Genomic DNA, 22,421 nt, shown 5'->3' with positions numbered 1-22,421 from the left:
GATTGTCCTACGGCAGCGGCCTTTGCTCTGCTGAGCTGCCCAGCAGAGCACCGGCTCTGGTGCCGTCTGCGGCGCTGCATAGCATCAAGCTCTGCCAAGCCGTGCCCGCCGTGCCTTCCACCGCTTCCTCCGCCACGGCTGTTGCTGACGACGCAGTGGCTGCCCGAGCTGTCTCTGTCGACCCTGGCTCTGCCCCGATCGATTTCGATGCCCTGGTCGATCTGGGTATCAGCAAGCCCGCCCGTTACCTGGGTAACGAGCTGGGGGTGATGCCGCGCGACTGGGAGCGCGACTGGCGAGCGGCTGGGGTGCGTTGGGCCCTCACCTATCCCGAGGTCTACGAGGTGGGGGCGAGCAACACCGGCCACATCATTCTCTATTCGATTCTCAATTCCCTTCCCGCTCAGCTCTGTGACCGGGCCTACCTGCCCGCCCCCGATCTGGCCGACCGGCTGCGGCACCGGCGGCAGCCCCTGTTCGCGGTGGAGAGCCGCCGCCCCCTGGCGGCCTTTGACATCCTTGGCTTCAGCCTCAGCTACGAACTGGGCGGCACCAACATCCTCACGATGCTGGAGCTGGCCGGCATCCCGATCCGCGCCGTCGATCGGGGAGATCTGCCTCTGGATGATCCCGCTGCGCCGCCCCTGATCTTCGCCGGTGGTCCCACGGCCACCAGCAACCCCGAGCCCTATGCCGCCTTCTTCGATTTCGTCGCCCTCGGCGATGGCGAGGAGCTGCTGCCGGAGATCGGCCTGGTGGTGGCGGAGGCCCGTGCCGCCGGCCTCAGCCGCCGCGCCCTGCTGCGCGATCTGGCCCAGGTACCGGGTGTCTACGTGCCGGCTCTCTACGGCCCAGCTGCCGATGGGGTGAGCCTGCAGCCCATGGAGCCAGGGCTGCCGCCACGGATCCAGCGCCGCACCGCCACGCCGATGCCCCACTACGCCATGGGGCTGGTGCCCCACATCGAAACGGTGCACGACCGCCTCACGGTGGAGATCCGGCGCGGCTGCACCCGTGGTTGCCGCTTCTGCCAGCCGGGCATGCTTACCCGTCCGGCCCGCGATGTCGAACCCGAGGCGGTGATCGAGGCGGTGGAGGAGGGGATGCGCCGCACCGGCTACAGCGATTTCTCGTTGCTCTCGCTCAGTTGCAGCGATTACCTGGCCCTGCCCGCGGTGGGTGTGGAACTGCGCAACCGGCTGGCCGAGCGCAATGTGAGCCTCACCCTGCCCAGCCAGCGGGTGGATCGCTTTGACGAGAACATCGCCCATATCCTCGGCGGCACCCGCAAGGGGGGGCTCACCTTTGCGCCGGAGGCCGGTACCCAGCGCCTGCGCGACATCGTCAACAAGGGCCTCACCGACGCGGAGCTGCTGCGGGGCATTCGCACGGCGATGCAGAGCGGTTACCGCAAGGTGAAGCTCTATTTCATGATCGGTCTGCCGGGTGAAACCGATGCCGATGTGCTCGGCATCGCCGATACCTGCCGCGCCCTGCAACGCGACTGCGCCGATCTGGGCCGGCTGGAGCTGAACCTCACGATCAGCAACTTCACGCCCAAGCCCCACACGCCCTTCCAGTGGCACAGCGTCTCCACCGCGGAGTTCGTGCGGCGTCAGCAGCTGTTGCGCTCCGCCCTGCGCCAGCTGCGCGGCATCAAGACCAATTTCACCGATGTGCGCCTCTCGGCGATCGAGGATTTCGTTGGCCGCGGCGATCGACGCCTGGCGCCTGTGCTCGAGGCGGCCTGGCGGGCCGGCGCCGGCCTCGATGCCTGGTTCGAGTCGGCCGATCGCACCCATGCCGCCTGGACCGCCGCCATCGAGGCGGCCGGCCTGGGGGGGCGCTACAGGGCCTTGGAGATGGGGGCCTGGAGCAGCGCCGAGGCCCTCTCGGTCGAGGACCTGGAGGCGTTCTGCGCCCAGCCCCTGCCCTGGGATCACATCGATGCGGGGCTGGAGAAGCGCTGGCTGGCCGAGGATCTGCAACGGGCCCTGGCGGCCCTGGTGGTGCCGGATTGTTCCTTCGCCGGTTGCAGCAGCTGCGGTGTCTGCGGGCCGGAACTGGGTCATAACGTGGTGATCGCGCCGCCGCCGATTCCCCCCCTGGAGGCACAGCGCGCCCCGGCCAGCGAGCGGGTGTTCCGGCTGCGCTTCGGGTTCGCCAAGACCGGCTCCCTGGCCCTGATCAGCCATCTCGACACGGTGCGGCTGCTGGAGAGGGCCCTGCGGCGCAGCGGTCTGCCGGTGAGCTTCACCGGTGGGTTTCACCCCCTGCCCCGGCTGCAGTTCGCGCTCTCGTTGCCGCTGGGGGTGGAAGGACTGGGGGAATGGATGGATCTGGAGTTCACCGAGGCCTGCGATCCGGCGGCGGTGCTCCAGGCGCTGCAGGTTGAGCTGCCTGCGGAGTTCTGCCTGCTCTCGGTCGGGGAGGTGGCGGTGTTCGGCCCCAGCCTGTCCCAGGAGGTCGAAGCGGCCCTGTGGCGGTTCACGGCCAGCCCCGTGGAGCCGGAGCCGGTGCCATGGCAGCGCTGGCAGGAGGCTGTGGCGGCGCTGCTGGAGGCCGATGCGCTCCTCTGGGAGGACACCGATAAAAAAGGCCGACCACGGCAGCGGGACTGCCGGCCCTATCTGTTCGACCTCGCCGTGGACACCAGCGCTGACGCCGGCCTGAATGCCGCTGAAGCGGTCGTGACTGTCCGGGCCTGGGTGGATCCCCAGGGGCGCAGTCTGCGGCCGGAGCAGGTGATCCACTGGCTTGGCGAGGCTTTGGGCTGTCGACTGCGGGCCTCCAGAACCCAGCGGCAGGGGCTGATCTTGCGAGCGTGCTAATTTGCCTGCAGGACGGCAGAAAAGTTCGCCGGTCTCCCCAACGACGGTCGGATCGAGCATTCCGCCGCCAGAACGTTTCTTCGAACAAGTCGCTCCCTTGCGACCCACTTCCCCGGACGTTCCTCCGCGGCTCGCCTGACGCAGCGCGTCTGCGTCTTCAATTTCTTCCGGATGGGCTGTCGCTGGCTTGCCGTTCCGCTGACAGTCCCACCGGCGTGCTGACGCACGCGCCATCGCCTCGCAGGGTCCTCTGAGGGGCGGGTCGATTCACCCTTGGCGGCGCTCTTTCGAGCCCAGAATTTTTCCATGCCCCAGCAGATCGTCATTGCCGAGCACCTGCGGATCGCCGCGGTTCTCAACGACGAGCGTGTTGATGAACTGGTCGTGGCCCAGGGCCGCTACCAGATTGGTGACGTCTATCTCGGCACCGTCGAAAACGTGTTGCCCGGGATCGACGCTGCTTTCGTCAACATCGGCGAGAGCGAAAAGAACGGTTTCATTCACGTCACCGATCTCGGTCCACTCCGGCTCCGCAAGGGGGCTGCCGGCATCACCGAGCTGCTGGCGCCGCGCCAGACCGTGCTGGTGCAGGTGATGAAGGAACCCACCGGCACCAAGGGCCCACGCCTGACCGGCAACCTCACGCTGCCGGGGCGTTTTCTGGTGCTCCAGCCCCACGGCCAGGGGGTGAACATCTCCCGCCGGATCAATGGCGAAAACGAGCGCAACCGCCTGCGGGCACTCGGCGTCCTGATCAAGCCCCCCGGCGCTGGCCTGCTGATCCGCACCGAAGCCGAGGGCGTCAGCGAAGATCTGCTGATCGACGACCTCGAATCCCTGCTGCGCCAGTGGGAAGGCATCCAGCAGGCCGCCGAGACCGCCAGTCCGCCCACCCTGCTCAACCGGGATGAGGATTTCGTCCATCGGGTGCTGCGCGATCTCTATACGCCTGAGGTGGTGCGGGTGGTGGTCGACACCCACGAAGCGGTGGAGCGGGTCAATGCCTTCCTGGGCGCGGATCAGGCCAATCTCCTGGTCGAATATCACCAGGAGCCCGGCGAGATCCTGGAGCACTTCCGCGTCAATGCGGCGATCCGCGATGCGCTCAAGCCCCGGGTCGATCTGCCCTCGGGCGGCTACGTGATCATCGAGCCCACCGAGGCGCTCACTGTGATCGATGTGAACTCCGGTTCCTTCACCCGTTCCGCCAACGCCCGGGAAACGGTGCTGTGGACCAATTGTGAGGCGGCGGTTGAAATTGCCCGCCAGCTGAAGCTGCGCAACATCGGTGGGGTCGTGATCATCGACTTCATCGACATGGACTCGCGCCGTGATCAACTGCAGTTGCTCGAGTACTTCACCGATGCGGTGCGCCACGATGCGGCCCGTCCCCAGATTGCCCAGCTCACCGAGCTGGGCCTGGTGGAGCTCACCCGCAAACGGCAGGGCCAGAATCTTTACGAGCTGTTCGGCCGCGCCTGCCCCAGCTGTGGCGGTCTTGGCCACGTGGCGGTGCTGCCCGGCCAGGACACGCTCCAGCCCCTGGCCACGATGACCGGTCTGGTGCGTTCGGCGGCATCGGCCCGGGCAGAGGTGGCCAGTCCCGGAGCCGCGGAGGCCGGTGGCAGTGGCCGGAGGCGGCGTGGAGGCCGGGGCGGTCGTGCGGCTTCTGGCAGTGAGCTGCCTGAGTTGACCACCTTCCCCAGCGCCATCGAGGACAGCTCCGAGGGCGCGGCTCCGGTCGAGGTGCCGGCTGCCATCCCGTCTTCGGCGACAGAGTCCGGCCCGCGGCGCCAGGAGCCCCAGGTGGTGGTGGTGCCGATGGAGCCGGATCAGGAGCTGGTGTATGGCTGGATGGGCCTCAATCCCTCCCTGCTGCTGGATTCGCCCCCTGCTTCCGACAATGTTGTGGTGCGGATCGCCCGTCCAGGTGTTGATCCCGAACTGGTGTTGGAGGAGGCCCGCCAGCAGATGGCGGCCTCCGGCCCGCGCCGTCGCCGCCGTGGTCGAGGCGGTGACGCCAGCGGCAACGGCCGCAGCCATGGGGATGCCGCTCCGCTGGCGACCCAGGTCGGTGCCGGTTCGATCGTCAGCGAGTCCTCCCCGATCGGACCGGCCTCGGTGGCGATTACGCCCCTGCCCGTTGATCAGGGTCCCGAAGACGTGGTCACGGTGACCGTGCCCAGCCATTCCTTCTCCAGCCATCCGGCGCCTCGCCGCAGTCGCAGCCGTTCGTCAGCGGCCGTTGCTGAGCCAGTGGCCGTGGCGATTCCCGCGGCGGTTGCCGCCGAAGCCGCTGCGGAACCCGAGGACAATGGCGAGCCCCGCCGCCGCCGCCGCCGCTCCTCAGCCAGCGGTTGAGTTCGGTGCCATGGTGGCGCAGCGGCCGGAGTCCTGGCAGGATCGCGATCCGCTCGTCTGTGCTGGCGTGGACGAGGTGGGACGCGGCTGCCTGTTCGGCCCGGTGTTCGCCTCGGCGGTGATCCTGCCGGCCCAGGCATTCCAGACTCTGGTCTCTGCGGGGCTCACCGACAGCAAGAAGCTCACGGCCCGCCGCCGCGCTGCCCTGGTGCCGCTGATCGAGGCCGAGGCGTTCGCCTGGGCACTCGGTCAGGCCAGTGCTGCCGAGATCGATCGGTATGGCATCCGGCCGGCCACGGAGCGGGCGATGCACCGCGCTCTGCAACGCCTGCCCAGGCGGCCCCAGCTCGTGCTCGTGGATGGCAACCTGCCCCTGCGGGGCTGGTCCGGTGAGCAGCGCGCTTTGGTGGGCGGCGATGCCAGCTGCCCGGCCATTTCGGCGGCGAGCGTGCTCGCCAAGCAGTGCCGCGATGCCCTGCTCGAACGGCTGGCCCTGCAGTTCCCCGGCTATGGCCTCGAACGGCACCGGGGCTATGGCACTGCGCAGCATCGCGCGGCCCTGCAGCGGCTGGGGCCCACCGCGCTGCACCGCCGCAGTTTTCTCAAGCCTGCGTGCACCAGTCGCGGAAGTCCCCCAGCAGCTGCTGCCCCACCCGGGTTCTGATGCCCAGCAGGATGCGGCTGAGCACCGAGTGACCGGTGGCTTCCAGCACCTTGGTGGGAATCAGCTTCAGCAGCGGCGGCTGGCTCACGGTCACCGCCAGGGTGGCCTCCCCCTCCAGACCGGTGTCCGCAGCCTCCAGCCACGACTGCAGGGTGAGCTGGAAGTCGTCGATCAGGCCCAGCCCCTCCAGCTCGCAGTCGATGGCGTTGAGTTCGATCCTGCCAGGCTGGCGCCGCACCTGCAGGACCACCACCGGCTGAATCTGCAGTTGGAACACCTGCAGCCGGGTGACGGCGTAGCGGTAGCGACCCGCCTCCAATCGTTCCAGTTGACTGGGATCGAGCAGGGCGCCGATGACGCGCTCCTCATCGTCGAGATAGGGGGGCAGCAGCCCGACCCGATCGCAGTCCTCGGCGGGCAGGGACAGTTTCAGCGACTGGCTGGCGCTGAAGGCCACGGACATGGCCGGCAGGCCGACGCGGCATGATCTTATCGGTCCACCGTGAGCAGTCCCGAGCCCATGCGCCTTGCCTTCCTTGGTCCGACGGGCACCTACGGCGAACAGGCGGCCGGGCATCTGGCGCGCCTGGAGGGCATCGCCGATCCTGAGCTGGTGCCGCAGCGGGAGATCCGTGCTGTGATCCGGGCCCTGGCCGATGGGGACTGTGAGGCGGCGGTGGTGCCGGTGGAAAACTCGGTGGAAGGTGGTGTCACCACCTGCCTGGATGCGCTGTGGGAGCATCCCGATCTCACCATTGCCCGGGCGCTGGTGCTGCCCATCCGCCACGCTCTGATGGGCAGCGGCAGCCTGGCCGACATCAGCGAAGTGCTCTCCCACCCCCAGGCCCTTGCCCAGTGCGGCCAGTGGCTCGCGGCCCAGCTGCCCGCAGCTGTGCAGTTGCCGACCAGCTCAACCGCCGAGGCGGCCCGGCTGGTGGCCGGCAGTCGCTTCCGCGGAGCCATTGCGTCGCGCGAGGCCGCCGCTGAGCATGGCCTGGAGGTGCTGGCCTATCCGATCAATGATGTGCCGGGCAACTGCACCCGTTTTCTGCTGTTGCGCCGCGGTCCCCGCGCCCGGACTGGTGCGCTGGCCAGCCTCGCCTTCTCGTTGCAGGCCAATCGCCCCGGCGCGTTGTTGGAGGCCCTGCAGTGCTTCGCCGCCGAGGGTCTCAACATGAGCCGGATCGAATCGCGCCCATCCAAACGGGAGATGGGGGAATACATCTTCTTTGTCGATCTGGAGTTCATCGCGTCGGATCCCACCGACGCCACCGCCCGGCTGGAGCGTGCTCTGGACCGCCTGCGGCCCCTGTGTGAGCACGTCATGCTGTTCGGGGCCTATCCGATCACCAGCCTCGCCGAAGCGGACTCAGCGGATACTGCTGCAGCGGCGACTCCCGCCAACGCAGAGGCCGCCTAGCTGCCTTTCCGGCCGCGGAACACTCCGAACTGCATCATTCCGGTGCGGAAGGCCCAGTCCATCAGCAGCAGGGTCGGCGTTTCCCTCAGGCCCTGCAGGGCGGCGCCTGGGCCGAGGCCCAGCACTGCCCCCGGCCGGCGGACACCCTCGAGGATCGACTCGATCCAGGAGGGTTGCGTCTGGCGGCTCCAGTCGCCGGAGGTGATCTGGATGCCACCGCCCCAGGGGCTGGTTTCCAGGTTGTGCTGCAGCGAGCGGATGCTGGCGAACTCCGGGTGGGCCCATTGCTCGAGCAGCTGGCGCATCACCCACCGTTCCACGCGGTTCAGGTGTCCATCGGCTGGGTCGCGCCGGTTCCAGTCGGCCACGGCCAGCAGGCCCGCCGGTTTCAGCACCCGCAACAGTTCATCGGCGTAGCGCTGCTTGTCCGGCATGTGGGGACCGGCCTCCACGCTCCACACGGCATCGAAGCTGGCGGGCTCCAGATCGAGGGCCAGGGCGTCCATCACCGCAAAGCGGCAGGTGAGTTCGGCTGGCGTGAGGGCCTGGGCACGAGCGATCTGGGCGGGGCTGATGCTGATGCCCAGCACGTTGAAGCCATAGTCGCGGGCCAGGATGCGGGCGCTGCCTCCGATGCCGCAGCCCACGTCGAGCACCCGACTGCCCGGCGGCAGCTGGTCGAGTCCGCTCCAGCGCACCAGCTCATGCACAAAGCTGGCCTTGGCGGCGCGGAAGTCGCACCGGCGCGGCGGATTGCCGTAGTGGCCCAGGTGCACGTGCTCGCCCCAGAGCCGCTCCAGCAGTTGGTCTTCGGTCCAGCGGTCGTAGGCCGCCGCCACGCTGGCGGTGCTGGAGAAGCTGCGCCGTTGGCGCTGCCAGAGCCAGAATGCTCCGACCAGCCCCCCGGCCAGCAGGGCTGTCCCCACGAGGGGCAGGGTCAGATTCGCCATGTTCAGCCCTGGCCGCCAGGCTCGGAGTCTCCTGCTGAATCACCATCGGAGTCCGCGTCGGGCTCACTGTCCCCGAGATCACGGAAGGTGTCCATCAGAACGGTGCGGGCGGCGAGCTGGCGGCGTGTCTGGTCGAGAAGCTCGTATTCCTGCCGCAGGCGGTCGCCGGTGTCGGTGAGTTCCAGCAGGGCCTGCTGCTCATCGGCCACGGGGCCACCCAGATGGGAACCGATCCAGAACGACAGTTCCCGGGGCAGATCCGGCAGGTCGTTGGGCAGGTGAGCGGGCTTGCCCACCAGCTTGCCGGTCAGTTCGACCACATCCTGCAGGGCCTGGGTCACAGCGGCGGTGAGCGTCTGCAGGTCGTCGTGGCTGCTTGAGACTTCATCCTCGATCCAGCTGACCAGGCCCACCCGGAACGGGGCTTCGCGCACGATTTCCAGCACCCGGAAGCGTTGCTGGCCCATGGTCACGATGTTGCTGCGATCGTCCGGCTGGGTCTGGCAGTGCAGGATTTCGGCGCAGCACCCCACGGACGCCATGTGCTGCTCCTGAGGATCCCAGCGCACCACCCCGAAGCGTCGATCCTCAGCCATCACCGTGCTGAGCAGCATCCGGTAGCGCGGCTCGAAGATGTGCAGCGGCAGCACTTCCTGCGGGAACAGCACCACATCGGGCAGCGGGAACAAGGGCAGTTCCCGGATAGTCGGGGTACTGGTCATGCCGTGATTCCTGCCCAGGTGAAGGGTCGCCCCGCTCCAGCTGGACGGCTACTGGATGCGCTGGTGCAGCAGGGGCTCGGGACAGGCGGAAAGGCGTGCAACGGGGTGGTCAAGAATGGTTGATCCTAGAAAGAACACCCCCGCCACCGGACGGACCGGCAACGGGGGTGGGTCATCCAGCGGCTGAAAACGCGACAGATTCAGAGCTTGACTTCAATGTCGACACCACTGGGGAGATCCAGTTTCATCAAGGCGTCGATGGTTTTGGAGGTGGGGCTGTAGATATCGATGATGCGGCGGTGGGTGCGGGTTTCGAAGTGCTCGCGGGAATCCTTGTCCACGTGGGGGGAGCGCAGCACGCAGTAGATCTTGCGCTTGGTTGGCAGGGGAATCGGACCGATGGCCGTGGCAGCGGTGTGATCGGCAGTTTCGATGATTTTTTCGCAGGAGAGATCCAGCATGCGGCGGTCAAAGGCCTTCAGACGGATGCGGATCTTCTGCTGGGCGATGGCAGTGGACATGGAGAGGCGCGCAGGAAACCCGACCTGACAGGGTCGGCGGGAGGGGTGAGTTGTCGAGGTGCACAAAAAGGGGCGGGGTTTTGGGCCCCGACCCCTTCAACCTAGATCAGAAGCGGCGGCAAGCCGGATCAGGCGACGATCTTGGAGACCACGCCGGCACCGATGGTGCGACCACCTTCGCGGATGGCGAAGCGCATGCCCTGCTCAATGGCGACCGGGCAAATGAGCTCGGCACTCATCTTGATGCGGTCGCCGGGCATGACCATTTCCACGTTCTCACCTTCATCGGAGGTGAAGGCGGTGATCTGGCCGGTTACATCCGTGGTGCGGATGTAGAACTGCGGGCGATAACCGGCGAAGAAGGGGGTGTGGCGGCCGCCTTCTTCCTTCTTCAGCACATACACCTCGCCCTCGAACTTGGTGTGGGGCTTGATCGAGTTGGGCTTGACGAGCACCATGCCGCGCTCGATGTCTTCCTTCTGGATGCCACGCAGCAACAGGCCGACGTTGTCGCCTGCCATGCCCTCGTCGAGCAGCTTGCGGAACATTTCGACCCCGGTCACGGTGGTCTCGCGGGTGTCGCGGATGCCCACGATCTGGACCGTCTCACCCACTTTGACCTTGCCGCGCTCAATCCGGCCGGTGGCGACGGTGCCGCGACCGGTAATCGAGAACACGTCTTCGATCGCCATCAGGAACGGCTTGTCGATCTCGCGCTCGGGCTCGGGGATGGCCTCGTCAACGGCATCCATCAGGTCGAGGATCTTGTCGACCCACTCGTCTTCACCACGCACGGCCTTCTTGCCGCCCTGGATGTACTCCAGGGCTTTGAGGGCGGAGCCAGCCACAATCGGGATGTCATCGCCGGGGAAGTCGTAGCTGCTCAGCAGCTCACGCATCTCCAGTTCGACGAGTTCGAGGATTTCCTCGTCGTCGACCATGTCCTTCTTGTTGAGGAAGACCACCAGAGCGGGCACACCCACCTGCTTGGCCAGCAGGATGTGCTCCTTGGTCTGGGCCATCGGGCCGTCGGTGGCGGCCACCACCAGGATGGCGCCGTCCATCTGGGCGGCACCGGTGATCATGTTCTTCACATAATCGGCGTGGCCCGGGCAGTCGACGTGGGCATAGTGCCGCTTGTCGGTTTCGTACTCGACGTGGGCGGTATTGATCGTGATGCCCCGCTCTTTCTCTTCGGGAGCGCCGTCGATTTCGTCGTAGGCCTGGGCCTTGGCCATGCCCTGGGACGCCAGCACGTTGGTGATGGCAGCCGTCAGGGTGGTTTTGCCGTGGTCAACATGGCCGATGGTGCCGATGTTGACGTGAGGCTTGTTCCTTTCGAACTTCTCGCGAGCCATGGAAGGGAAGAATCGGGGGGGTTAGTGAGTAGAGAAAAGATCAGGAATTGCCCTGATTCTTGGAGATGATGGCCTCGGCCACGTTGCGAGGAACTTCCTCGTAATGGCTGAATTCCATCGAGAAGATACCCCGACCCTGGGTCATGGATCGGAGCTGGGTGGCGTAGCCGAACATCTCGGCCAACGGTACCTTGGCCTGCACCTTGGACTGTCCGTCATCGACGGACTGCCCCTCCACCTGGCCGCGGCGGGAGGAGAGGTCGCCGATGATCGAGCCGAGGAAATCCTCGGGAACTTCGACCTCGACCTTCATCATCGGTTCAAGCAGTACAGGATTGCACTTCTTGACGCCGTCTTTGAAGGCCAGCGACCCGGCGATCTTGAAGGCCATTTCCGACGAGTCCACATCATGGTAGGATCCGTCGACCATGGTGACCCGCACATCGATCATCGGGAAGCCCGCGATCACGCCTGACTGGCAGGTCTCCTTCATGCCCTGTTCGGCAGGGCCGATGTACTCCTTCGGCACGATGCCGCCAACAATCTTGTTGACGAACTCGAAGCCGGAACCCGGCTCTCCAGGCTCCATTTCGATCACCACGTGGCCATACTGGCCCTTGCCTCCGGTCTGGCGGGCAAATTTGCCCTCACCTTTGGAGCTGGCGCGAATGGTTTCCCGATAGGAGACCTGAGGGGCGCCGATGTTGGCCTCCACCTTGAATTCGCGCAGCATCCGGTCCACAAGGATTTCCAGATGGAGTTCGCCCATGCCGGCGATCACGGTCTGGTTGGTTTCCGGATCGGTGCGGACCCGGAAGGTGGGATCTTCTTCTGAAAGCGACTGCAAGGCTTTGGAGAGCTTCTCCATATCGCCTTTGGTCTTGGGCTCCACCGCCACCGAGATCACAGGCTCGGGAATGTAGAGAGATTCCAGGATGATCGGATCGTTTTCCACACAGAGTGTATCTCCGGTGGTGGTGTCCTTCAGGCCAAGAACGGCGCCAAGATCGCCGGCACGAAGTTCGTCAACTTCCTCACGATCATCGGCCTTGAGAATGATCAGGCGGGAGATGCGCTCTTTTTTGTCCTTGGTGGAATTGAGTACGTAACTGCCTTTCTGTAGAACACCCGAATACATGCGGATGAACGTCAGTTTGCCGAAGGGATCGGCCATCACCTTGAAGGCAAGGGCGCTGAAGGGAGCGCTGTCGTCCGAGGGCCGCAGGGCCTCGGTGCCATCGGGCAGCAGGCCTTGAATGGGGGGAACGTCAATCGGCGCGGGCAGGTAATCCACCACGGCGTCGAGCAGCAGCTGAACCCCCTTATTCTTGAACGCTGAACCACAGAGCATCGGCACGAGGCCGTGCTTGAGAACGCCTTCGCGAATCCCTTTGTGCAACTGGGCTTCAGTCAGCTCGCCTGTCTCGAGGAAGACTTCAAGAAGCTCCTCATCGTTTTCGGCGACTGATTCCATCAGCTTTTCACGCCAAGTCGCGACTTCATCGGCCATGGAGGCGGGGATATCAGCCTCCTCAATATCCTTGCCGAGGTCATCTTTATAGATATAAGCCTTGTTCTTCACCAGGTCGACGATGCCGCTCAGTTCGCCTTCAGCGCCGATCGGCAGCTGGATCGGGGCGGCATTGGCCTTGAGGCGATCCTTGATCTGGCCATAGACCTTGAGGAAATCAGCGCCGGTGCGGTCCATCTTGTTGACGAACACCATGCGGGGAACTTTGTAGCGGTCCGCCTGACGCCACACTGTTTCCGACTGGGGCTGAACGCCACCGACCGCGCAGAAGACCGCAATCACGCCATCCAGCACTCGCATGGAGCGCTCCACCTCAATGGTGAAGTCCACGTGACCGGGGGTGTCAATGATGTTGATGCGGTGGTCTTTCCAGCTGGTGGAAATGGCCGCCGCGGTGATCGTGATGCCCCGCTCCCGCTCCTGGGCCATCCAGTCGGTGACAGCAGCGCCGTCGTGCACCTCGCCCATCTTGTGGACGACGCCCGAATAAAACAGGATCCGTTCGGTCGTTGTGGTCTTGCCCGCGTCGATATGGGCAGCGATACCAATATTTCTGACGCGTTCCAGGGGGTAGGCGCGGGCCACGGGGACTGTCTCCGAAGGGGGTCGTGAAAAATGCGGGACTTACTTTACAAAGCGGCCGAACGGTCAGGCGCAGGCCGATCCGATGGGGCACACGTGTCATCCCAGAGATCCGGCCGCAACAGGATCTCTGCGTGGGGTCGCCTCAGTAGCGGTAATGGGCGAAAGCCTTGTTGGCCTCGGCCATCTTGTGGGTTTCTTCCCGCTTGCGTACGGCGCTGCCGGCCTCATTGGCGGCATCCATCAGTTCACCCGCCAGCTTCTGAGCCATGCTGCGGCCGTTGCGGGCCCTGGAATAATTGACCAGCCAGCGCAGGGCCATGGCGGTGCCCCGCTCCTGACGCACTTCCATGGGGACCTGATACGTGGCACCACCGACCCGGCGGGCCCGCACCTCCACCAGGGGAGTGGCATTGCGCACGGCGGTTTCGAACAGTTCCAACGGATCAGTGCCGGTGCGCTCGTTGATCAGCGTGAAGGCGTCGGAAAGAATCCGCTGAGCGGTCGACTTCTTGCCGTGCTTCATCAGGCGCGCCACGATCATCGAGGCGAGGCGGCTGTTGAACTGGGGATCGGGAAGAACCGGGCGCTTCTCGGCGGCGTTACGGCGGGACATGGACCTGGGTTAGGGGCGGGGGGCAGGAGATGAGGAAGGTCTGAGAACGATCAGCCCTTCGGGGTCTTGGCGCCGTATTTCGAACGGCTCTGGCGACGATCCTTCACGCCTGCGGTATCGAGGGTGCCGCGGATGATGTGGTAACGAACGCCTGGCAGATCTTTGACACGGCCGCCGCGGATCAGCACGACGGAGTGCTCCTGCAGGTTGTGGCCGATGCCGGGGATGTAAGCGGTCACCTCAAAGCCCGAGGTGAGCCGCACGCGAGCCACCTTGCGCAGAGCTGAGTTGGGCTTCTTGGGGGTGGAGGTGTACACGCGGGTGCACACACCACGTCGCTCGGGGCAGGCGCGCAGGGCCGGAGACTTGGTCTTGCGGGTCAAGCGCTGCCGTTCGGTGCGGATCAGCTGCTGAATGGTGGGCATCGAGGGCCTTAGTGCTTCTCGGGGAGGACTGGTCGGACGTCCGACCGATTTCGACAATCCACCACGTTACTGGGTCGTCGGACGCTCCTCTGACGAACGGCTGAAGGCGGCCCCACAGGCGCAGGCACGGATGCTGCCAACGGGTCGGATCAGAAAGCCTCCGCCACTGAGGTCGCCGCGGTAATCCAGGCTGAGGCCTGTCAGAAGCCCTTGCTGGTCGGCGGGTGCGAACAGGGTGATGCCATCGGCCCGGGCGATTGGCGTGCCCGCCAGATGGCCCGGGCGCAGGCGGATCGCCCAGCGCTCGCAGCTGCCGTCGATCAGATCCAGATGCATCATCCCGGGGGTGCCGGCGACGGCGGCCTGGCGTCCCAGTTCTGCCGCCGCCGCCGCCGTCAGGCGCAGGCTGTGACCCTTGGGCATGGGCGGAGATGCAACAGGCTAAGCGTGGATCCAGTGTGCCAGCCGCCCACGCCCGAGTTTCAGGGTGCTGCGGTCTCGATCCGGGCCATGGGGCGACCTCCGGGCACCAGGCCGAGGCCGTTGTGCACCGAGCCCGCCACGCCGCGGCCCTTGACCGTGTGCTGCCCGCCCATGACCAGCCCGGTGGAGCTGCCTCCATCGAGATTGAGCGCATCGCGCAGGCCCATCTGCTGGAGCACCCAGGCGGTTTCGCTGAGGGTGGGCCCGGCCTGATCCACCCCCTCCAGGGTGACCAGCCAGAGTCGGCGACCGTCGCTGCCGACCACGGTGCGGGGGGCTCCCTGGCGCAGGAAGGCATCGCCGAAGCCCTCGGCGGTTCCGTTCAGCACCACCCGGCCGTTCTGCAGCAGCAACGGCCCGCCTCCCATGACAGAGCCGGCCTGCCCAAGGGTGGAACTGGGCCGGCTGTCGATCTGCAGACGCTCCCCCGGGCTCCAGGGAAGGGGCGCTCCGGCGCGGGCCACCAGCAGGGAACTGCCCTCGGGCAGGGGGATGCCGCGTGCCAGAGCCGTGCCGTCGAAGAGTTGGGTCACGACACCGTTCTGAATCAGGGCCCCTGACTCAGAGCCGCTCAGAGCCTGGTAAGCGGCTCCCCAGTCGGCGGTGTAGCGGCTCAGGCCGCGCTGCACATAGCCGCTGTTGAGCACCGTCAGGGGTGTGCGCCTGCCGTTGGCGTCGATCACCCATTCCTGCAGTTGCAGCCGGCCGAACTGGGGCAGCTGCTGGCCGCTCCAGGCCATCACACCGCGGTTGAGAATCGGCCCCGACAGCCAGCGGCCACCCTCCTTGAGGGCCCCGAGCGGCAGGCGGCGCACCCGATTGAAGTAGCCACCGTTGATCGCCACCAGGGCGTCCTGCTGGCGTGCCAGATCCGACAGGGAGCTGAGTCCCTGCATGCCGTCACTGCGGGTGAGGGTTCGCAGCTGCAGTGAGCTGGCCGCCGGATCCATCACGACACTGTTGATCCGCAGATTGCGGCCGGCCACCGTGCGGGTCTGGCGGTCCCAGCGGAGGTCGCGGCCCAGCAGCGCCTGAAGCCGTGGATCGATCGGTGCAGGCTTGGCGGCAGGGGCGCCCGAGGAGCTGGCAGCGGCGCCATCGCCGGCCAGATCGACCACCAGGCGGTGTGGGGTGCCGAGGGTGAAGAGTTTGCTCAGGCGGGTGCCTGCGCTGACGCCCAGCTCGACGCCGCCTCTGCGAGCACGGGGTTGAAGGCCCAGGGCGGCGAGCTGGCGGAGCTGGTCGGGGGACCCTTCGAGCGCCACAAAGAGCCGGCTTCCCTCCTGCCGGACCAGGGCAGGCGCGTTGAGATCGAGAACGACCCGGCGTGTGCCGTCTGGGGTGGAGCTGCGCAGACCGAGGAGGGCCGCCGGCGGTAATTCCAGGTGGAGAGCGTCTCCCACGACGCGCGTCTGAACCCCAACCGCGTTCAGCAGGGGCAGCACGTTCACGGCGACTTCGTCGTCGAGGCTGCGCTGGTCCACCGCCGGCACCACCAAGGGGCGGCCGTACCACTCCAGATCGAGGGTGCCGCCGTCGATGGTGCGGCTGCTCACACCGAGTTGCCCCTGGAGAACCTCCAGCGGCAGCCACAGTTCCGAACTGCCGGCAGGCGATTGCCGCGATTCCCAGCGGGCCTGCTGACGCTGGCCGTTGATCACCACGGCCGTGCCTGCGCTGTCGCGCTGGGCTACGGATCGGATCTGCCCCAACCACGGCTGAGCCGAGCGGCTGGGGGTGGGCGGAGCGCCCGGAAGTCGCGTGGCTTCAGCAGTCAGGACCGGTGGCGCCGGTAGCGAGGCCAGCGCCTGGGGCAAGGCCGCCACGGAATCGGCGGCGAGCAGGAGCAGCAACGGGGCCAGGACCATGGCGGGCTGCGGCAGAGGGCGGAAACCTAACCCTGATGGATGGGGTGTGCCGCGCTGCAAGGATCCGTGAGCGTGCAGGACGCCCCTGGCGGAACCAGCCGCGACAACGGGTGCCTCGGCGGAACCGGTGGGTCGCGATTGGAACGGCGTCAGGGGTGCAACTTCGGTAGTGTCGGTCCCTACGATGGACCGTTCTGCGTATCGCCGGGGCCATACCGCCATCGGTCTTAGCAGTCGCACGTCGTGTCCGCAGGTCCCGTCCAGCGTTATGCCCCGTTACACCCAGCCCGTTTGGCCCCATTGCGACAGCCCGGCGCCGGCGGCCGTGGCCGGGGAGAAGGATGCCTGCGGTGTCGGTTTTCTGGCGCACCTCAATGGTGAGCCGAGCCACTGGGTGCTGCAGCAGGCCCTGCGAGGGCTCGAATGCATGGAGCACCGCGGTGGCTGTGGCGGTGACAGTGATTCCGGCGACGGTGCCGGGCTGCTCTGTGGCATTCCCTGGGGTTATCTCGAGGCCGTCTGGCCCGAGGCGGCAGCGGCGGAGGGGAGTGTGCGCGGACTGGGCATGGTGTTCATGCCGGCAGATGCAGGCCTGCGGGAGCAGGCCCGCCACTTCTGCGAGCAGGAGGCTGAGCGGCTGGATCTGCGCTCGCTTGGCTGGCGCAAGGTGCCTGTTGCTCCTGAGGTGCTGGGGGTTCTGGCGCGCCAGACTGCACCGGCCATCGAGCAGTGGCTGCTCGCGTCCGAGCAGGATGGTGACGCCCTTGAGGCCCTGCTGTTTCGCCTGCGCCGCCGCATCGGCGACCGGGCTCGCGAAGCCTGGGGCCCCGGCCCGAACGACCTTTATTTCGCCTCCCTCAGTGGTCGCACCGTTGTTTACAAGGGCATGGTGCGTTCCGCCGTGCTGGCCGCCTTCTACGGCGACCTGCGGGATCCGCGCTTCGCGGTGAGCTTCGCGGTCTATCACCGCCGCTTCAGCACCAACACCTTGCCCCGCTGGCCCCTGGCGCAGCCGATGCGGCTGCTGGGCCATAACGGCGAGATCAACACTCTGCTGGGAAATCTCAACTGGGCCCGAGCTGCTGAAGCCCACCTCGAGGACGCATGGGGTGACAGCGCCGCGGACATCCGGCCGGTGGTCAACGCCGCCTTCAGCGATTCGGCCAACCTCGATGCCACCCTTGAGCTGATGGTGCGCAGCGGTCGGCCGATCACCGACAGCCTGCTGACCCTGGTGCCGGAAGCCTTCCTCAACCAGCCCGAGCTGGAGAGCCGCCCGGCCATCCAGGCGATGTATGAATTCAACTCCTGTCTGCAGGAGCCCTGGGACGGTCCTGCCCTGCTTGTCTTCACCGATGGTCGCAGTGTCGGCGCCACTCTCGACCGCAACGGCCTGCGGCCGGCCCGCTACTGCATCACCACCGATGGCTATGTGGTGATGGGCTCGGAGACCGGTGTGGTGGATCTGGAGGAGAGCCGCATCCTGGAGAAAGGGCGGCTCGGCCCCGGCCAGATGCTGGCGGTGGATCTCGAGAACGGCCGCCTCCTCCACAACTGGGAGGTGAAGGAGGAAGCGGCGGCCCGTCACCCCTATGGCGCCTGGCTGGCTGAGCACCGTCGCAGCCTGTTGCCGCAGCCCTGGGAGCAGGAGCAGCGTCTCGGGGATCTGGACCTGCTGCAGCACCAGACCGCCTTCGGTTTCAGCGCCGAAGACCTGGACCTGGTGATCGAGGACATGGCCGGAGCGGCGAAGGAGCCCACCTACTGCATGGGTGACGACATCCCGCTGGCCGTGCTCTCCAGTAAGCCCCACCTGTTGTTCGACTATTTCAAGCAACGTTTCGCCCAGGTCACCAACCCGCCGATCGACCCGCTGCGGGAAAAGCTGGTGATGAGCCTCGAGATGTTCCTGGGGCGGCGGGGGTCCGCCCTGAAGCCCGAGCCGCAGGCGGCCTCCGGGCTCCATCTCGAGACCCCCGTCCTCAATGAGGCCGAACTCGCTGACCTGGGTGCTCATCACATCCCTCTGGGCACCCTCTCCACCCTCTATGCCGTGACCGCTGGCCCCGCTGGCCTTGAGGTGGCCGTGCGGCGCCTGAGGGATGCCGCTGCCGAAGCGGTGCGGAACGGCTGCCAGATCCTGGTGCTCTCCGATCGGCAGGGTCCTGAGGGTGGATCCGCGGGGATTGGGTCGACGATCACCTACATCCCCCCTCTGCTGGCGGTGGGCGCGGTACACCATCACTTGCTCAACCTCGGGCTGCGGCTGCGCTGTTCCCTGGTGGTCGACACGGCCCAGTGCTGGACGACTCACCACCTCGCCTGCCTGATCGGCTATGGCGCCAGTGCTGTCTGCCCCTGGCTTGCGTTTGAAACCACCCGCCACTGGCTGGCCCACCCCAAGACCCAGTCGCTGATCGAGCGCGGCAAGCTGCCCGCCCTCAGTGTGGACCAGGCCCAGGCGAACGTGCGCAAGGCACTCGAAGATGGCCTGCGCAAGATCCTCTCCAAGATCGGCATCTCCCTTCTGGCCAGCTATCACGGCGCCCAGATCTTCGAGGCGATCGGCATCGGCGCCGATCTGATCGAGCTGGCCTTCAAGGGCACCACCAGCCGCGTCGCCGGTCTGAGCCTCACTGATCTGGCCTGCGAGACCCTGGCCTTCCACGCCAAGGCCTATCCCGAACTCAACCGCACCAAGCTGGAGTTCATGGGCTTTGTGCAGTACCGCACTGGCGGTGAGTTCCATCTCAACAGCCCGGAGATGGCCAAGGCCTTGCACGCCGCTGTGAAGCAAGGTCCTGGGTACGACCATTTCTCCACCTACAAGACCCTGCTGGAGAATCGTCCGGTCACAGCCCTGAGGGATCTGCTCCAGTTGCGACCGGCTCCTGAACCCCTGCCTCTGGATCAGGTGGAGAGCGTCGAGAGCATCTGCAGCCGCTTCTGCACCGGTGGCATGAGCCTGGGGGCCCTCTCGCGGGAGGCCCACGAGGTGCTGGCGATCGCGATGAACCGCATCGGCGGCAAGAGCAACAGTGGCGAGGGCGGTGAGGATCCTGCCCGCTTCCGGCCCCTCGCCGATGTGGACGATCAGGGCCACTCGGCCACTCTCTCCACCATCCGCGGCCTTCTCCGCGGAGACTCGGCCAATTCGGCGATCAAGCAGATCGCTTCGGGGCGCTTCGGTGTGACTCCCGAGTACCTCCGCAGCGGCAGCCAGCTGGAAATCAAGGTGGCCCAGGGCGCGAAGCCCGGCGAGGGTGGTCAGTTGCCGGGGCCCAAGGTGGACCCCTACATCGCCTGGCTTCGCAACAGCAAGCCCGGCGTGGCCTTGATCTCGCCGCCGCCCCACCATGACATCTATTCAATTGAGGATCTGGCCCAGCTGATTCACGACCTTCACCAGGTACATCCCGCCGCCAAGGTGAGTGTCAAGCTGGTGTCTGAGATTGGAATCGGCACCATTGCTGCCGGCGTGGCCAAGGCCAACGCCGACGTGATTCAGATCTCCGGCCACGATGGCGGCACCGGAGCCTCACCGCTGAGCTCGATCAAACATGCCGGCAGCCCCTGGGAGCTGGGGCTCACTGAAGTGCACCGCAGCCTGCTGGAGAACGGCCTGCGCGATCGGGTTCTGCTGCGCGCCGATGGAGGCCTCAAGACCGGCTGGGATGTGCTGATCGCCGCCCTGCTCGGCGCCGAGGAATACGGATTCGGCTCGGTGGCGATGATCGCCGAGGGCTGCATCATGGCCCGCGTCTGCCACACCAACAACTGTCCGGTGGGGGTGGCAACCCAGAAGGAGGCCCTGCGTCAACGCTTCACCGGTCTGCCCGAGCATGTGGTGAGCTTCTTCCTGTTTATCGCTGAAGAAGTGCGCCAGTTGCTCAGCGTGCTCGGAGTGGCTCGCCTGGAGTACCTGATCGGCCGGACCGATCTGCTCGAGATGCGCGACGTGGCACTGGCCAAGACCGGATCGCTGGATCTCTCCTGTCTGCTGGCTCCGATTGAGGCTGCTGCTGACCGCATCTGGCTTCGCCATGACGGCCAGGCCCACGGCAACGGTCCGGTGCTGGAAGACCAGCTGCTGGCTGACCCCGCCGTGATGGCGGCCATCGACGGCCATAGTGCGGTGGTTCGCACCCTGCCGATCGTGAACACTGATCGCAGTGTGGGTGCCCGCCTCTCCGGCGAGATTGCCGCCCGCTACGGCAACACGGGCTTTGGTGGTCGTGTCGATCTCAGTTTCGACGGTGCCGCCGGCCAGAGCTTCGGCGCTTTCCTGCTGAAGGGCATGACACTGCGGCTGGTGGGCGAGGCCAACGATTACGTCGGCAAGGGCATCAACGGCGGTCGCATCACCGTGGTGCCCCCAGCTGGGGTGCATGACCCTGGCAGCCAGGTGATCCTCGGCAACACCTGCCTCTATGGGGCCACCGGTGGCGAGCTGTTCGCCCTGGGCCGCGCCGGTGAGCGCTTCGCCGTGCGCAACAGCGGTGCCGCCACCGTGGTGGAGGGTGCCGGTGACCACTGCTGCGAATACATGACCGGTGGCGTGGTGGTGGTGCTGGGCAGCACTGGCCGCAATGTCGCTGCCGGCATGACCGGCGGTGTGGCGTTCCTGCTGGACGAAGACGACGCCTTGCGCGATCGTCTCAACCCGGAGATCGTCGCCCTCTGCGACCTCACCACCCCTGAGCAGGAGGCCCTGCTGCGGCCCTTGCTGGAGGCCCATCTGGAGGCAACCGGCAGCAGCCGGGCGGCCCAGATCCTGGCCGATTGGCCCAGCTGGAAGCCCCGCTTCAAGGTGCTGGTGCCCCCCAGCGAGAAGGCCAACCTTGGCCTGACCGAACGGGAGGCAGTGGCCGCCTGAGTGGCTGTGTCCACTGCGGTCACGACATGGATTCACTCTCCCGGGAGGGACAGTTGCTTCCTGTCCATTGACCATCCTGCTGCCACTCCGGTGATGGACCAGCGCGGGCTCCCTGGTGCTCAGCGGGGGAATTCCCGCATCAACCGCTGCACCTCCCCGGCGTGGTAGCTACTTCGGGTCAGCGGCGAGCTCACCACCTGCAGGAAGCCCAGATGGTCCTCACCATGGAGGCGGAAGCCCTCGAACTGAGCGGGTGTCACGAAGCGCTGCACAGGCAGATGCTTGGGGCCGGGGGAGAGGTACTGGCCGATGGTCACGATGTCCACCGCGTGGGCGCGCAGATCGCGGAGCACGTCGTCCACCTCGGCGTCGTGTTCGCCCAGTCCCACCATCAGGCCTGATTTGGTGTAGGTGCGGGGCCAGCTTTCGTGCACCCTCTGCAGCAGCTCCAGGGAGCGTTTGTAGATCCCCTGGGGCCGCACCTGGCGATAGAGACGCGGCACGGTCTCGATGTTGTGGTTCAGCACCTCGGGCGCGGCCGCCATCACCGCAGCCAGGGCCTCCCAGTTGCCGCAGAAGTCGGGGATCAGCAACTCGATCGTGGTGAGGGGCGAGCGGCGGCGCACCGCTTCGATGCAGGCCACGAACTGGCTGGCACCGCCGTCGGAAAGGTCGTCGCGGTTCACCGAGGTGATCACCACGTGGCTGAGCTCCATCCGGCTCACCGCTTCCCCCAGCCGCTCCGGTTCGCTGGGATCGAGGCTGCGCACGCTCTTGTCGAAGTCGATGTCGCAATAGGGGCAGGCCCGTGTGCAGCCGGGCCCCATGATCAGAAAGGTGGCCGTGCCTCCGGCGAAACACTCGCCGATGTTGGGGCAGCTGGCCTCCTGGCAGACCGTGTTGAGCTTCAGGTCCACCAGCAGATCCGCCACGGCTCCGATCCGCTCCCGCTGGGGCGCCTTCACCCGGAGCCACTCGGGTTTGGTGGGGGTGGGCTGGCTGGTCACCATGGCCGGGCGCAATGCACGACTCTAGAAACCGGTCTCGGCCAGCCGGCTGGGGCGATCCCTTACACTCCGGAAATCGGGATGTGGCGCAGCTTGGTAGCGCACTTCGTTCGGGACGAAGGGGCCGCAGGTTCGAATCCTGTCATCCCGACTCTTCTCCTCGCTTCCCCGCCAGCAGTTTGCTAGCTGGAAGGGGCAGCTCCCTG

The 22,421-nt window shown here is 66.4% G+C and carries 16 protein-coding genes and 1 tRNA gene; 6 read left to right on the top strand and 11 right to left on the bottom strand.

The features are described from left to right. Positions 1–155 precede the first annotated feature (155 nt). The 3 genes from VB777_RS04875 to VB777_RS04865 all read left to right on the top strand — a co-directional run bounded on the left by VB777_RS04875 (position 156) and on the right by VB777_RS04865 (position 5,856). Entirely contained in the window at positions 156–2,831 is a 2,676-nt protein-coding gene (locus VB777_RS04875; protein ID WP_323247461.1) for a TIGR03960 family B12-binding radical SAM protein, read from the top strand. Positions 2,832–3,137: 306 nt separating this feature from the next. Continuing rightward, positions 3,138–5,192 (top strand): Rne/Rng family ribonuclease, encoded by a 2,055-nt coding sequence (locus tag VB777_RS04870; RefSeq protein ID WP_323247414.1) that lies wholly within the window; start codon positions 3,138–3,140, stop codon positions 5,190–5,192. Between the two features lie 10 nt (positions 5,193–5,202). Then, positions 5,203–5,856, top strand: a complete 654-nt coding sequence (locus VB777_RS04865) for a ribonuclease HII (RefSeq protein ID WP_323247459.1) — start codon at positions 5,203–5,205, stop codon at positions 5,854–5,856. Here the strand turns inward: VB777_RS04865 and VB777_RS04860 are convergent. Next, complete coding sequence (locus VB777_RS04860; protein ID WP_197157130.1) at positions 5,795–6,319, bottom strand: DUF1997 domain-containing protein; 525 nt, start codon at positions 6,317–6,319, stop codon at positions 5,795–5,797. The two genes, VB777_RS04865 and VB777_RS04860, sit on opposite strands and share 62 nt — an antisense overlap. A 57-nt stretch (positions 6,320–6,376) precedes the next feature. Here VB777_RS04860 and pheA point away from each other — a divergent pair, with 57 nt between their 5' ends. After that, positions 6,377–7,276 (top strand): prephenate dehydratase, encoded by a 900-nt coding sequence (gene pheA / locus VB777_RS04855; RefSeq protein WP_197158910.1) that lies wholly within the window; start codon positions 6,377–6,379, stop codon positions 7,274–7,276. Here pheA and VB777_RS04850 read toward each other — a convergent pair. The 9 genes from VB777_RS04850 to VB777_RS04810 all read right to left on the bottom strand — a co-directional run bounded on the left by VB777_RS04850 (position 7,273) and on the right by VB777_RS04810 (position 16,332). Beyond that, the gene (locus tag VB777_RS04850) at positions 7,273–8,226 is read right to left on the bottom strand and encodes a methyltransferase domain-containing protein (RefSeq protein ID WP_323247412.1); all 954 of its coding nucleotides are present in this window, start codon (positions 8,224–8,226) and stop codon (positions 7,273–7,275) included. The genes pheA and VB777_RS04850 overlap by 4 nt on opposite strands. A gap of 2 nt (positions 8,227–8,228) precedes the next feature. After that, complete coding sequence (locus VB777_RS04845; RefSeq protein ID WP_323247410.1) at positions 8,229–8,948, bottom strand: LON peptidase substrate-binding domain-containing protein; 720 nt, start codon at positions 8,946–8,948, stop codon at positions 8,229–8,231. Positions 8,949–9,148: 200 nt separating this feature from the next. Next, positions 9,149–9,469, bottom strand: coding sequence for a 30S ribosomal protein S10 (gene rpsJ / locus VB777_RS04840; protein WP_197157124.1), 321 nt, complete (start codon positions 9,467–9,469; stop codon positions 9,149–9,151). 128 nt (positions 9,470–9,597) lie between these two features. Then, the gene (tuf, locus tag VB777_RS04835; RefSeq protein ID WP_197157122.1) at positions 9,598–10,827 is read right to left on the bottom strand and encodes an elongation factor Tu; all 1,230 of its coding nucleotides are present in this window, start codon (positions 10,825–10,827) and stop codon (positions 9,598–9,600) included. 40 nt (positions 10,828–10,867) lie between these two features. Next, positions 10,868–12,943 (bottom strand): elongation factor G, encoded by a 2,076-nt coding sequence (fusA, locus tag VB777_RS04830; RefSeq protein WP_197157120.1) that lies wholly within the window; start codon positions 12,941–12,943, stop codon positions 10,868–10,870. Positions 12,944–13,085: 142 nt separating this feature from the next. Further along, positions 13,086–13,556: a 30S ribosomal protein S7 gene (gene rpsG / locus VB777_RS04825; protein WP_197157118.1), complete on the bottom strand. Its 471-nt coding sequence runs from the start codon at positions 13,554–13,556 to the stop codon at positions 13,086–13,088. Between the two features lie 50 nt (positions 13,557–13,606). After that, a complete protein-coding gene (gene rpsL, locus VB777_RS04820; protein ID WP_197157116.1) occupies positions 13,607–13,981 on the bottom strand; it encodes a 30S ribosomal protein S12 in 375 nt (124 codons plus the stop codon). A gap of 66 nt (positions 13,982–14,047) precedes the next feature. Further along, positions 14,048–14,404 (bottom strand): AIR synthase, encoded by a 357-nt coding sequence (locus tag VB777_RS04815; protein ID WP_197157114.1) that lies wholly within the window; start codon positions 14,402–14,404, stop codon positions 14,048–14,050. 59 nt (positions 14,405–14,463) lie between these two features. Beyond that, entirely contained in the window at positions 14,464–16,332 is a 1,869-nt protein-coding gene (locus VB777_RS04810; RefSeq protein WP_323247407.1) for a phosphodiester glycosidase family protein, read from the bottom strand. Between the two features lie 268 nt (positions 16,333–16,600). Between VB777_RS04810 and gltB the strand changes: the two genes are divergently transcribed. Further along, complete coding sequence (gltB, locus tag VB777_RS04805; RefSeq protein WP_323247405.1) at positions 16,601–21,208, top strand: glutamate synthase large subunit; 4,608 nt, start codon at positions 16,601–16,603, stop codon at positions 21,206–21,208. A gap of 119 nt (positions 21,209–21,327) precedes the next feature. Here gltB and lipA read toward each other — a convergent pair whose 3' ends face one another. After that, positions 21,328–22,218 carry a lipoyl synthase gene (gene lipA / locus VB777_RS04800; protein ID WP_323247403.1) on the bottom strand — a complete coding sequence of 297 codons (891 nt, stop codon included), beginning with the start codon at positions 22,216–22,218 and terminating at the stop codon, positions 21,328–21,330. Between the two features lie 74 nt (positions 22,219–22,292). Between lipA and VB777_RS04795 the strand changes: the two genes are divergently transcribed. Then, positions 22,293–22,366, top strand: a tRNA-Pro gene (locus VB777_RS04795). The last annotated feature ends 55 nt before the right edge of the window (positions 22,367–22,421 follow it).

It is taken from the genome of Synechococcus sp. CCY9202, assembly GCF_034931685.1.
Lineage (GTDB): Bacteria > Cyanobacteriota > Cyanobacteriia > PCC-6307 > Cyanobiaceae > CBW1002.
The sequence above is the reverse complement of the archived record's forward strand: the minus strand, read 5'-3'. Positions and strand labels throughout refer to the sequence as shown.